Source organism: Sphingobium sp., assembly GCF_041987595.1.
Lineage (GTDB): Bacteria > Pseudomonadota > Alphaproteobacteria > Sphingomonadales > Sphingomonadaceae > Sphingobium.
The window spans coordinates 56103-69204 of record NZ_JBHIWJ010000010.1 but is presented as its reverse complement, the minus strand read 5'-3'; the positions used below and the strand labels follow the sequence as shown (position 1 = coordinate 69204).

The 13102-nt window shown below is 63.0% G+C and carries 7 protein-coding genes; 5 read left to right on the top strand and 2 right to left on the bottom strand.

Annotation, left to right across the window (positions count from 1 at the left end; genetic code table 11):
- Positions 1-1021: aldo/keto reductase (locus tag ACFC3J_RS04720; RefSeq protein WP_375195049.1), on the bottom strand; the 1021-nt coding region annotated here is incomplete at its 3' end.
- Positions 1022-1169: 148 nt separating this feature from the next.
- Between ACFC3J_RS04720 and ACFC3J_RS04715 the strand changes: the two genes are divergently transcribed.
- Positions 1170-2072, top strand: coding sequence for an AraC family transcriptional regulator N-terminal domain-containing protein (locus ACFC3J_RS04715; RefSeq protein WP_375195048.1), 903 nt, complete (start codon positions 1170-1172; stop codon positions 2070-2072).
- Between the two features lie 267 nt (positions 2073-2339).
- Here the strand turns inward: ACFC3J_RS04715 and ACFC3J_RS04710 are convergent, their stop codons facing one another.
- On the bottom strand, positions 2340-5567 hold the full coding sequence (locus ACFC3J_RS04710) for a glycoside hydrolase family 2 TIM barrel-domain containing protein (protein ID WP_375195047.1): 3228 nt from the start codon (positions 5565-5567) through the stop codon (positions 2340-2342).
- 549 nt (positions 5568-6116) lie between these two features.
- Between ACFC3J_RS04710 and ACFC3J_RS04705 the strand changes: the two genes are divergently transcribed.
- The 4 genes from ACFC3J_RS04705 to ACFC3J_RS04690 are packed head-to-tail and all read left to right on the top strand — an operon-like array spanning position 6117 to position 13091.
- Positions 6117-7934 (top strand): alpha-amylase family glycosyl hydrolase, encoded by a 1818-nt coding sequence (locus tag ACFC3J_RS04705; RefSeq protein WP_375195054.1) that lies wholly within the window; start codon positions 6117-6119, stop codon positions 7932-7934.
- A complete protein-coding gene (locus ACFC3J_RS04700; RefSeq protein ID WP_375195046.1) occupies positions 7931-9520 on the top strand; it encodes an alpha-glucosidase family protein in 1590 nt (529 codons plus the stop codon). Before ACFC3J_RS04705 ends, ACFC3J_RS04700 begins: the two co-directional genes overlap by 4 nt.
- A gap of 14 nt (positions 9521-9534) precedes the next feature.
- Entirely contained in the window at positions 9535-11574 is a 2040-nt protein-coding gene (locus ACFC3J_RS04695) for a glycoside hydrolase family 97 protein (RefSeq protein ID WP_375195045.1), read from the top strand.
- A gap of 26 nt (positions 11575-11600) precedes the next feature.
- Positions 11601-13091, top strand: coding sequence for an MFS transporter (locus tag ACFC3J_RS04690; RefSeq protein ID WP_375195044.1), 1491 nt, complete (start codon positions 11601-11603; stop codon positions 13089-13091).
- Positions 13092-13102: the final 11 nt, after the last annotated feature.

Here is a 13102-nt window from a genome sequence, read left to right as displayed (position 1 = left end):
TGTGGGCCCGATACTCGCCCTGACGTTCCAACATCCAGCCAGGATATTCCGCCGGAAGGGCGCTCGCCTTGTTCAGTGCGGCCAGATCCTCGTCCGACAGTCGCACGTCGACGGCCGCCAGATTGTCGGCGAGCTGCCGGGGATGCTTCGCGCCGACGATCACGCTGGTGACGACATCCTGATGCAGCAGCCATGCAAGGGCGATCTGGGCGACGCTGACCTCGTGCGCGTCCGCAATCGGGCGCATCGCCTCGATAACGCTATAGCCGCGGTCGCGATTGACCGGCGGGAAGTCGAAGGTAGCGCGGCGTCCGCCGCCAGCTTGTTCGTCGGCCCGGCTGTATTTGCCCGACAGGAAACCGCCGGCCAGTGGGCTCCAGACCATCAGGCCCAGACCTTCGGAACGGAGCATCGGCGCGATCTCGCGCTCAAGGTCGCGCCCCGCCAGAGTGTAATAGGCCTGGAGCGAAAGAATGGGGGCGAGCTGCCGGGCCTGAGCGATGCCGATCGCCTTGACGATCTGCCAGGCCGCCCAGTTCGAGAGGCCGATATAGCGAACATGCCCGGCCTGCACGAGCGTATCGAGCGCCTCCAGCGTCTCGACGATCGGTGTCGCGGAATCGAAGCCGTGGATCTGGTACAGGTCGATATGATCGAGTCCCAGTCGTCCGAGGCTGGCCTTGCACTGGTCCATGATGTGCTTTCGGGACGCGCCGCGCGCATTGGGGCCTTCGCCCATAGGTCCCAGCACCTTGGTGGCGACGACCAGGTCGTTGCGCGACAGGCCGAGGTTGCGGATCGCCTGACCAAGAATCCGCTCGCTCTCGCCGCCTGCATAGACATTGGCCGTGTCGATGAAGTTGACTCCCGCATCGACCGCCGCCTTCAGAAGGCCGTCCGCTTCTTCCTGTCCAAGCTGACCGATCTGCCCCCATATGCCTTCACGCCCGCCGAAGGTCATGGTGCCAAGGCAAAGTTCCGAGACGAACAGGCCGCTGGAGCCGAGTTGGTGATAGCGCATGGAGAATTCCTTTCTTCGCTGAGGGTGTCGCCGAGATAGGGGGACGGTGTCCGGTCGACGACGCGGATCGCCTCACAGTCTTGCACGATCCTCTCAACGCGCGCGGATTACGCTTTCCTTTCCGCGGCAGAGGGCGGAAGGAAGAGGCATGACGCAAGTGCTGCTCGATCAATCCCGCGCCCTGCTGACCGCGCACTGGCGCGCCTTCGGAAGGGAGCCGCCGCTGGACGGGCTGACGCTTATGGTGGCCGACCGACCTTCCGCCCTGATGCATTCCGTCTACCGGGCGTCGTTTTGCGGCGTGTTGCAGGGCGCCAAGGTCAGCTTTCTCGGGGAACGGGCCTTCCGTTACGACACGGGCAAATGTCTGATCGCCTCGATGGACCTGCCGGTGACTGCCCAGATCGTCGAGGCGAGTCCGGAACGCCCCTATATGGCCTTCAGCCTTGCGATCGCGCCCGCCATGGTGGCGGACCTGCTTCTCGACGAAAGTAGCGCAGCCCGACCGCCGGACGATCTGGCGACCATCGCGGTCGCGCGGATGGATGCCTGCCTGCTCGATCCGCTCGCGCGCCTGTTTGCGCTGCTGGACCAGCCTCGGGATCTCGCCGTTCTCGCACCCCTGATCCGCCGCGAGATGGTCTGGCGACTGCTGAACGGCCCTCACGGCGGCATGCTGCGCCAGATCGGTCTGGCGGACAGCCGCATGGCGCGGATCGCGCGTGCCGTCGCCTGGATACGGGACCATTATGCGGAAGCGATTCGAGTCGCCGATCTCGCGCGTCTCGCGGGCATGAGTCCCGCGACCTTCCACCGCCATTTCCAGGCCGCTACGGCGATGTCGCCAATCCAGTTCCAAAAGCAGATCCGTCTCCAGGCCGCCCGGCGCCTGCTCCTGGGCGAAGGCGCAGAAGTAGCTGCTGTCGGTTATGCGATCGGCTATGAAAGTCCCTCCCAGTTCAACCGTGACTATCGCCGCCTCTTCGGAGAGCCGCCGGGCCGCGATGGCGCCGCGATCCGTGCCGGCGTGCGACCGGTGATCGACCTGTGATGGCGCGCCGATCGCCGACATGCTGCTTCAGCTCTTTAGAGACGACCGATAAGGAGTGCTCTTTCCACCTGTTGAGCATCGGCGAAGGGACCACCGCCTGAGGTCGTCCGCCTATGTGCATGTCCTTCCGCCTCTGTGCCGGTTGAGCCTGGTGCCCGAAATGCGGCATAGCCAATCCGAACGGCTTTCATGAAATCGGCGCTTTGGCCCCGGCGTTGACTTTTGAGAATGCCGATCTGCCTTTGGCCGCATAGTCGCGGCGATGCCTCAAAACGCGATCGGCGTCCCCGTCGCGGTCGCGGGCCGGGCGCCCGGCGTGACCGGGGCAGCGGGATGGGCCGCCAGCGTAAAGCCATAATGGAGCGGAGCCACGGGAATGCGATACTGCTCCAGTGGCCTGCCCAGCGGGCTCCAGCTGTCCGTGCCACCCAGGCCACTCTGCAACGCGTCGATCAGGACGGTAACCTGCCCGTTGGGAACGATGTCGCTACTCCGCCATGTGCCCGGCGGGCGGCGCGCAAGATCATCATAGGGAAAGGCGAGCACATTGACGGAGAGCGGCCGATCTCCCCGGACCGTCAGCATCGGCAGACTTTGCCCGCGGACGGCGAGCCAGCGCACGCCCACTTTGTTGCCCGTCTCCTGCGGGCGCATATAGTCGTGGTTCTGTTCCGAGATGCGCCCGGCCCACCGGCCAAGCGCAGCGCCCGCCTGACGATCCTGATAGCTCTCATGCGGCCCCTTCCCGTACCATTCAAGGTCCGTAAAGCCGGTTGACATGCTGAACATCATGCCCACGCGCAGCGGATCCGGCAGGGTCGTGGCGAGCGGGGTGAACTGCGCGTCGACCGCCACGCTGCCATCCCCCTTCATCCAGAACCGGCTCTCGAACCGCGCGGCGCCATCGGCCACGACGAACCTCACGCGTACGCTTGCGTTGCCGCCAGCACGTTCCACCGCGACCGATTCCACCATGCGTTCATTCGAAGCCGTCTTCCAAACGCCGTGGGTACGCTCGATCCGGGTTCCAAGATCGTTGTCAGTGAGGGCGCGGTAGAAGTTGGGCGTGCCGCCGGACAGAATGGCCTGACCATTCTTGCGATAGCTTACAAGGCCGGTGGTGCGGTCGACCTGAAGGTCGCTGCCAGCCGCAGACAAGGTCACTCTCTCGCCCTGCTCGCTCACCCGGACCGAGCCGGGCGCTCCTGCGACCTTGAAGCTCCCCCCCGGCAGAACGAACTGCTCCCATGCGACCAGATGCCCGGCGGGGAGCATCGTCGACACATCGCCGCGCGCCCGCGCCGTGAGCGTGACGACATATTCGTGCCCGTCCCTGCCTTCCGGGAGCGGGATGGCGAGTTCGCCCTCGCCACGCGGTGCAACGTCGAGCGCAGGCAGCGCGCCGCGTGCCACTTCGATCCCGTCCTCCAGCAGGAGCCAGCCGAGGTCGAAATCGGCGAGATTGCGGAAATCATGCCGGTTGATCACGGCGAAGCGACCAGTCGCCGCATCCTGCGTGCGAAAGGCGATCGGCTGATAGACTTTGCGCATTTCGAACAAATGCGGGTTCGGCGTGCGGTCCGGCTGAATCAGTCCGTCGCCGAATTCGATGTCTCCCCCCGGATTAGGGCCGTAGATGCCGCCGGCGCCCCAGAAAGGCTCGCCGTTTTCATCCCGCGCGTGCATCGACTGATCGACCCAGTCCCAGATGAACCCCCCTTGCAGCTTGTTGGGATTGGCATAAATGGCCTCCCAGTAATCCGCCATGTTGCCCCCGCTATTCCCCTGCATGTGGGAATATTCGCACTGGATCAGCGGCTGGGTGAAGCGCGGGTCCCGCGCATATTCGATGGTCTGGGCAACGCTGTAATACATCGGCGCGAAGATATCGGCATAGGCATTGGGTTTGGGTTCTTCGAGCGTTCCCCAACCCAGATAGCTGATCAGACGCGTGGGATCGCGTCGCCGCGCCTCGGCCGCCGCCTTTTCAAACGCCGGGCCGATGCCTGCTTCATTGCCAAGGGACCAGAATATGATCGAAGGATGATTCTTGTCCCGCTCGACCATGTTGGCGACGCGGGAGATGTGCGCGGCTTCCCATGCCTTGTCATAGCCCAGCTGGTAGAGTTCGCGCTCGGCGTCGCCTTTCCAGCCCAATTCCATATAGGCGTGGGACTCGATGTTCGCCTCGTCCATGACATAAAGGCCGTATTCGTCCGCAAGGTCGTACCATCGTGGATCATTGGGATAATGCGAAGTGCGCACGGCATTGACGTTGTTGCGTTTCATCATCTCGATGTCGCGGCGCATCGAATCCATTGAGATGACATGGAAGGTATCGGGATCATGCTCGTGCCGATTGACGCCGCGTATATAGACGGGGCGCCCGTTCACCATGAGTTGGCCGTCGCGGATCGCAACATCGCGAAAGCCGACCCGCTGTCTTGTCGCCTGCGTGACATCGCCCCTCGCATCAAGCAGCTCGATCAGCAGCGTGTAGAGATTGGGGGTTTCCGCCGACCATGCGCGGACGCCCTTCAACCGGTCGCTCAGGCGCACCGTCTGCTCGCCTTCGCCCGCCCGGACTGACGCTGTGCGACGCAAAAGAGTCCTGTCGCCATCGAGCAGGGTGGCGCGCACCGTCATCGCCTTGCTGCCCGGCAGAACCTTGGCGATCAAGTCCAGAGTGCCATCGCGCCAATTGTTCGCAAGGCCCCCGCGCACCGCAAAATCGCGAATGCGCGCCTTTGGCGCCGCCATCAGATAGACTTCACGCTCAATGCCGGAGACCCGCCAGAAGTCCTGATCTTCCAGATAGGACCCGTCCGACCAGCGATAGATGCGAATCGCGATGCTGTTGCGGCCCGGGCGAAGAAACCGGGTAACATCGAACTCGGAAGGAAGCTTGCTGTCCTCGCTGTAGCCGACCTGCTGGCCGTTCACCCAGACATGATAGGCAGAGCCCGCCGCGCCGATATGCAGGATCACATCTTCGCCCGACCAGCCCAACGGGATATCGACATCGCGCCGGTATGATCCCACCGGATTGCGATCATGCGGGATCAGGGGACGATTTCCTGGGAAGGGGTAAGTGATATTGTTATACCGCGCCTGATCGTAGCCTTCGGCCTGCCAGTCGGCCGGCACGCGGATTTTCTTCCATGTTGAAACATCGAAATCTTCGCGGAAAAAATCGATGGGAGCGCTATCAACACTCGGCGAAAAGAAGAAGCTCCATTGTCCGTTCAGTGACATGAAGCGCCGCGACGCTGCGCGATCATCGGCAAGCGCAAGTTCGCGACTCTCGAACGGAAAACCAGTGGCGCGGGCCAGTTCCCTGCCGCGCTCGAACACGGCTGGATTCTCCCAGTCCGGCCGGCTGGCGTCGATCTGGGGAGACATGGGAACGACCGGCCGGTCTTGAGCGACGGCAAGAGACGACTGACCCAGCAAGGCGCAGCAAACCAGCCGAACCGCGAACATTCTCAGGATCATGCGAATTCTCTGCCCCAATATGTCCAAATAATCCGTGCGGTGAGCACGTCATGTGCCAACCATGACGGAAAGAGTTGTGGCCGTTCGGCCCCGGAATTGCAAACCCTCTTGCTTGATGACAATCCTAAGGGGCCGGTCGCAAAGGTAACCGATGGAACGAGATTTCCGTATCGGGGCAACATGACGAATATACTGTCTCACCGCCATCAACGCCCCCGCCTCCCTGATCTGGTGCGCCGCGTGGACCTATTTTACCGCCTCAGGCTGGAACCTGCAGCCGAACGCCCTTCGCTGCTTTTCTGCTCTCCGATAAGTGGAAACACCTATCTCCATGTCCACCAAACCGGCAGAATATCACCCACAAGCGATTGAAAATACGCTGTACTTTCTTCCAATTAAAGTTTGAAGTCCCTCCTGGGCCGATCTTTGAATACGTATGCTCATCGCTTGGCCCGGCCGCAGGGACCCGGTTAAGAGGGAACGTAAACCAGCTTTCAGGTCAAGCCTGGGAAAGAAGCGGAGGGACGAGGAATGCGCGGACGAAAAGCAATGCTGGCCGCTGCGCTGATCGCTCTTGCCTGTCCCGCCCTTTCGCCCGCAGCCGAACCGTCCACCGACTTCCGCGCGCGCCTGCCGCAGGATGAGGTCATCTATTTCCTGCTGCCCGACCGCTTCGACAATGGCGACCCCGACAACGACGAAGGAGGATTGAAAGGAGATCGCCTGTCGCATGGCTATGATCCGACCTCAAAAGGCTTCTACCATGGCGGCGACCTGAAAGGGCTGATCCGCCGCCTCGACTATGTTCAGAGGCTGGGCGCGACGGCCATCTGGGTCGGCCCGATCTTCCGCAACAAGCCGGTGCAAGGGCCAGAGGGGCAGGAAAGCGCAGGCTATCACGGATACTGGATTACCGACTTTACCCATGTCGACCCGCATTTCGGCACCGACGCCGATTTCGCCGCGCTGGTCGGGGCCGCGCATCGGCGGGGGATGAAAGTCTATATGGACATCATCGCCAACCATACGGCGGACGTGATCGGCTATCGCGAATGTCCCGCCGGCCCCTGCGCCTATCGCTCGCGCGCCGACTATCCCTATCAGCGGCGCGGCGGTATCGGGGGCAGGGCGATCAACATGGGCTTCGCGGGCGATCAGGACCATAGCGAAGCCAATTTCGCGCGGCTGACGGACCCGTCATACGCCTACACCCCCTATGTGCCCAAGGGTGAGGAAAAGGTGAAATTCCCCGCTTGGCTCAACGATCCTCGCTATTATCATGATCGCGGAGAAACGACCTTTTCGGGCGAGAGTTCGACCATGGGGGACTTTGCAGGGCTGGACGATCTGATGACCGAGCACCCGCGCGTGGTGGCGGGGATGATCGACATTTTCGGGGGCTGGATCGACCGTTTCGGGATCGATGGCTTCCGCATCGACACGGCCCGTCATGTCGACCCGCATTTCTGGCGGCAGTTCGTCCCTGCCATGCAGGCCCGTGCCAAAGCGAGGGGCATCCCCAATTTCCACATCTTCGGGGAGGTCGCGGTGGAGACCATCGATGCCAGTCCACTGGCATGGCATACCAGGGAAGGCGGCTTTCCGGCGGTGCTGGACTTCGCCTTCCGTCAGGCCGCGCTGGAGACGGTCGCCGGCAACGGCCCAACGGCAATCTGGGAGCGGATGCTGCAAGGCGACGCGCTCTATCGCGACGGGGAGGCGACGGCGCGGCAGTTACCGACCTTCATCAGCAACCACGATGCCGGGCGCTTTTCCACTTTCGTCCGCCGCGCCTTCCCCCGGGCGAGCGAAGATGAAGTGCTGCGCCGGGTGATGCTGGCCAATGCCATGCTGCTGACGATGCGCGGCGTGCCGACCCTCTATTATGGCGACGAACAGGGCTTTGTCGGGGATGGCGGCGATCAGGATGCGCGGGAGGATATGTTCGCAAGCCGGGTTGCCAGCTATAATGACAATCGCCTGCTCGGCACGAACGCGACCACGGCCACGCCGCGCTTCGATACCAGCCATCCGCTCTATCGCGAGATTGCGGAGCTGGCACATCTGCGCACGAGCCACGCGGCCCTGCGGCGGGGTCATCAGGTGATCCGCGCCCGTGGCGATCAACCCGGCCTGTTCGCCATCTCCCGCTTCGATCCCGACGGCGGGGCCGAAGTGCTGATCGCCTTCAACACCTCCACCGCCCCGATCGAGGCGCAGGTCGAGGTCGACAGCCGATCCAGCCGGTTTACGACGCTGGCCGGGGCCAGGTGCGCCGCTGGCGTTTCTGCCCCCGGCAACCTCGCCGTCTTCCTTCCCCCTCTCAGCTACAGCGTATGCGCCGTCCGGAGTGCTCCTGCCCAATGACCGACCGAAATCTCCCGTGGTGGCGCGGCGCAACCATCTACCAGATCTATCCGCGCAGCTTTGCCGACTCCAACGGCGACGGCATTGGCGACCTGAACGGCATCACCGCCCATCTGCCCTATGTGGCGTCGCTGGGCGTTGATGCCATCTGGCTGTCGCCCTTCTTCAAAAGCCCGATGCGCGATTTCGGCTATGATGTGTCGGATTATTGCGATGTCGATCCGATCTTCGGCACGCTGGCGGATTTCGACGCACTGGCGGCGAAGGCGCATGAACTCGGCCTGCGCATCATCGTCGATCAGGTCTGGGCACACACCTCCGAAGAACATGACTGGTTCATCGAAAGCCGCTCCAGCCGGGACAATCCCAGGGCGGACTGGTATGTCTGGGCCGATCCCAAGCCGGACGGCTCGCCGCCTAACAACTGGCAGTCGGTGTTCGGCGGCCCGGCCTGGACATGGGATGCGCGGCGCGGCCAATATTATATGCACCAGTTTCTGCGCGAGCAGCCGCAACTGCATCTGCACCATCCAGATGTGCAGGACAGCATATTCGACATCATTCGTTTCTGGCTGGACCGGGGGGTGGACGGCTTCCGCATCGACGCGATCAACCATTCGATGCATGATCCGCAGCTGCGCGACAATCCGCCGGCGCCCGACGATGGCAAGGTCCGCACCCGGCCCTTCGACTTCCAGATCAAGAAATATAGCCAGAGCCATCCGGACATTCCGCTGTTTCTGGAGAAGGTGCGGCAGGTCTTCGACGAATATCAGGATCGTTTCACCGTCGCCGAGGTCGGTGGCGCTGAAAGCGATGTGGAGATGAAAGCATTTACTCAGGGCGATGGCAGGCTCAATACCGCCTATGGTTTCGATTTTCTCTATGCACCGGAGCTGACGGCCGAGTTTCTGAGAAGCGCGCTCGTCAAATGGCCTGCCGAAACCGGAACGGGCTGGCCGAGTTGGGCTTTCGAAAATCATGACGCTCCGCGCGCTGTGTCGCGCTGGGCCAAGGGAGTGGACCCAGACGCTTTTTGCCGGATGAAGATGCTGCTGCTGGCCTGCCTGCGCGGCAATATCTTCCTCTATTACGGCGAGGAACTGGGGCTGCCACAGGTCGATATTGCCTTTGAGGATCTGCAAGACCCTGAAGCCATCGCCAACTGGCCGCTGACCCTCTCCCGCGATGGCGCGCGCACGCCGATGCCGTGGCGGTCGGACGCGCCCTATCTCGGCTTTTCCGACGCAAAGCCGTGGCTGCCCATCGGGGAAGCGCATCGCCTCCTCGCTGTGGATGTGCAGGAGGCGGATCGGGACTCCCTGCTCCACTGGACCCGCAAGGTGATGGCCCTGCGCAACGGATCGCCAGCGCTTCGGGTGGGCACGATCGATTTTCTGGATGTGCCCGAAGACATTCTGGCGTTCGAGCGGACCCAGGATGGCGAACATATGCTCTGCGTCTTCAATCTCGGTGACAAGCCGGTGACATGGACGCCGCAGGGCCATTGGCAGCCAGTGCTTTCTACCGGTGGCGTTACGGAGTGGCATTTCCCCGCCGCTTCCGGCCTCGTTGCGCAAGCCTGAAAAGGACAAAAATCATGAAGAAACTGACCGCGCTTGCGCTGCCCCTTTGCGCGCTTTCGCTTCTCCCTTCCGTGGCCCATGCCGATGTGGTGGCGAAGGCCGCCTCTCCCGATGGCCGCATCACGCTGACCGTCAGCCTTGATGGCGAAGGCCGCCCCAGCTACGCCGTACAGCGCGACGGCAAGGCGCTGATCGCGGACAGCCGCCTGGGCTTCATGTTCACCGATGCGCCGAAGATCGAGCGAAACCTGATGCTCGCCGACACCAAGACCGACAAGAGCGACGCGACATGGACCCAGCCCTGGGGCGAATGGTCCAACATCCGCGACAATCATAACGAAATCCGCCTCGCCTTCCGCGAGAGGAGCGATCTCCAGCGCGAGATGGACGTGACCTTCCGTCTCTTCGACGATGGCGTGGCCTTCCGCTATACCCTGCCGGATCAAGCCAATCTGCATCATGCCAACATCGCGGAGGAACTGACCCAATTTGCCTTTGCGGAAGGCGGCACCGCCTGGTGGAAGCCCGCCTTTGAATGGAACCGGGAGGAATATCTCTACAACAGGACGCCCCTCGATGCGGTCGGCACCGCGCAGACGGTGATGACGGTGAAGCTCGACAGCGGCACCCATGTCGCACTGCATGAGGCGGCTCTGGTCGACTATGCCGGGATGAACCTCGCCCGTGCACAGGGAAACATCTTCCGCGCCGCGCTGACGCCCGGTTCCGGGGCGCCCAAGGTTTCACGCGACGCCGGCTTCTCCACTCCCTGGCGCACCATAGCCATCGCGGACGATGCCACGGGGCTGTACATGAACCATATGATCCTGAACCTCAACGAGCCCAACAAGCTGGGCGACGTGTCGGGCTGGATCAGGCCGGGCAAGTTCGTCGGCGTGTGGTGGAACATGATCAAGGGCGACTGGACATGGGCTCGCGGACCGAAACATGGCGCGACCACCGCCAATGTCCGCCGCTACATCGACTTCGCCGCCGCCAGCGGCATCCCGGCCGTGCTGGTCGAGGGCTGGAATGTCGGCTGGGACGGCAACTGGCTGGGCAATGGCAACGACATGAATTTTTCCCAGCCGACCGAGGATTTCGACGCGGACGCCCTCGCCGCTTACGCCGGACACAAGGGCGTGACCCTGATCGGCCATCATGAGACGGGCGGCTCCGCCAGCCATTATGACGGCCAGCTCGACAGCGCCTTCAAGTGGGCGGCCGACCATGGCGAGCGGGTCGTCAAAACCGGCTATGTCACCGACGCCGGGCAGATCGAACGGGTCGATTCCGATGGCTCGCGGCATCGCGAATGGCATGAAGGACAGTGGATGGTGAACCACTATCTGCGCGTCGTGCAGACCGCCGCCAAATATAGGGTCAGCATCGACAGTCATGAGCCGGTGAAGGATACGGGCCTGCGCCGCACCTATCCAAATTGGGTCGCGCGCGAAGGGGGACGCGGCATGGAATATAATGCATGGATCGGCGGCAAGAACCCGCCAGAGCACGAGGCCAACCTTGTCTTCACCCAACTGCTGGGCGGGCCGATGGACTTCACGCCGGGCGTACTCAGCCTGACCGGATCGGGCGGTAGCGCGATCCAGTCGACCATCGCCAAGCAACTGGCGCTCTACGTCGTGCTCTATTCGCCTTTCGTGATGGCGGCCGATACGCCGGAAAATTATGCCAGATATCCCGCTCCCTTCCAGTTCATCAAGGATGTCCCGACGGACTGGTCCGATACCCGCGTGCTGAATGGCGAGGTGGGCGATTATGTGACCATCGCGCGCAAGGCCAGGGGCAGCAACGACTGGTATCTGGGCGCGATCGGCGATGAAGAAGCGCGCTCAAGTCAGATCAAGCTCGATTTCCTCGATAGGGGGCGGCGTTACACCGCTGAAATCTATCGTGACGGGCCGGGCGCGGACTATCGCACCGATGCGCGCCATGCCATCCTGATCGAGAAGAAGGCAGTGAAGAAGGGCGATATGCTGAGCATTGATCTGGCGCCGGGCGGGGGTCAGGCGATCCGGTTCGTAGCGCTCTGAAGGTGGACATGGGCGGCTCGGGCAAGATGACGCAAGCGGATCAGGCCATCATCAGCCGCCCCCGCCAGGGCTTCTGGGGCCTGTGGAATATCAGCTTCGGCTTTTTCGGCATCCAGATCGGCTTTGCGCTGCAAAACGCCAATATGAGCCGCATCTTCCAGTCGCTGGGCGAGAGTCTCGACGATCTGGCGCTGCTCTGGATCGCGGCGCCGCTGACCGGGCTGCTCGTCCAGCCCGTCATCGGTCATTACAGCGACCGGACATGGTGCCGCTTCGGGCGGCGGCGCCCCTATTTCTTCGCAGGCGCGCTGTTCGCGGCGCTGGCGCTGTTCGGCATGCCCAATGCGCCCAGCCTGCTCGCCGCCGCAATGATGCTCTGGATACTGGACGCCTCGCTCAATGTCTCCATGGAGCCGTTTCGCGCCTTTGTGGGCGACATGCTGGCAAAGGAACAGCATATGGCCGGCTATGCGCTTCAGACCGCATTCATCGGTTCCGGGGCGGTCCTCGGCTCCTCCACGCCATGGCTGCTGGACAGGCTGGGCGTCGCCAATGTCGCGGTGGGTTCAGGCATCCCCGATACAGTCCGGATCAGCTTCTACATCGGCGGCGCGGCGCTGTTTCTGGCCGTGCTGTGGACGGTGCTGACCACCCGCGAATATTCACCCCACCAGATGGCCCGTTTCGAGTCCTCGGCAGCAGAGCCGGCCACCGAGGAAAGCGCGCCGCCCATCCCTTCCGGCGGCCTTCTCTGGATCGTCGCAGGACTGGCGGTCGTCGCGCTCGTCCGGTTCTGGGTGCTGGAAAAGGAACTTTATCTGCTCGGCGCCCTGCTCGCCATTTATGGCGCCGCCCGGATCACGGCGCGCGGGCTGCACCGGCGAGGTCACAGCGGCAATCTCCTTACCCATGTCGTGGGCAATTTCGCGACCATGCCCGTCATGATGAAGCGCCTCGCCCTCGTTCAGTTCTTCACCTGGTCGGCGCTGTTCATCATGTGGATCTACACCACGCCTGTCGTCGCCCAATATGTCTTCGGCTCCGCCGATCCGGCCAGCGCCGCTTATAATGAAGGCGGAAACTGGGTCGGCATCCTCTTTGCCACCTATAATGGCGTCGCCGCCCTTGCCGCGCCCTTCCTGCTGCAACCCCTGGCCCGCCGCATCGGTCAGGCGCAAACCCATGCTGTTGCGCTGGCGCTGGGCGCGCTCGGCTTCCTGTCTTTCCTCATCCTCCGCGACGCACAGGCCCTGCTGTTGTCCGAGGTCGCCATCGGCATCGCCTGGGCCTCCACCCTCGCCATGCCCTATGCCATGCTCGCCTCCAGCGTGCCGCAGGCGAAGCTCGGCATCTATATGGGCCTGTTCAACGCCTTTGTGGTCATCCCGCAATTGCTGGTCGCGACTGTCATGGGGACGATCATGCGGCATTTCTTCCCGACCGAACCGATCTGGACGATGGCCTTCGCCGCCGGCGTCATGGCCCTTGCGGCGCTGGCGACGTTACGCTGCCGGTAGGCCTGCAAGGA

Coding starts and splice junctions, on each gene's coding strand:
- ACFC3J_RS04715 (WP_375195048.1), top strand. CDS start 1,170: ATGACGCAAGTGCTGCTCGATCAATCCCGCGCCCTGCTGACCGCGCAC.
- ACFC3J_RS04705 (WP_375195054.1), top strand. CDS start 6,117: ATGCTGGCCGCTGCGCTGATCGCTCTTGCCTGTCCCGCCCTTTCGCCC.
- ACFC3J_RS04690 (WP_375195044.1), top strand. CDS start 11,601: ATGACGCAAGCGGATCAGGCCATCATCAGCCGCCCCCGCCAGGGCTTC.
- ACFC3J_RS04710 (WP_375195047.1), bottom strand. CDS start 5,567: ATGATCCTGAGAATGTTCGCGGTTCGGCTGGTTTGCTGCGCCTTGCTG.
- ACFC3J_RS04695 (WP_375195045.1), top strand. CDS start 9,535: ATGAAGAAACTGACCGCGCTTGCGCTGCCCCTTTGCGCGCTTTCGCTT.
- ACFC3J_RS04700 (WP_375195046.1), top strand. CDS start 7,931: ATGACCGACCGAAATCTCCCGTGGTGGCGCGGCGCAACCATCTACCAG.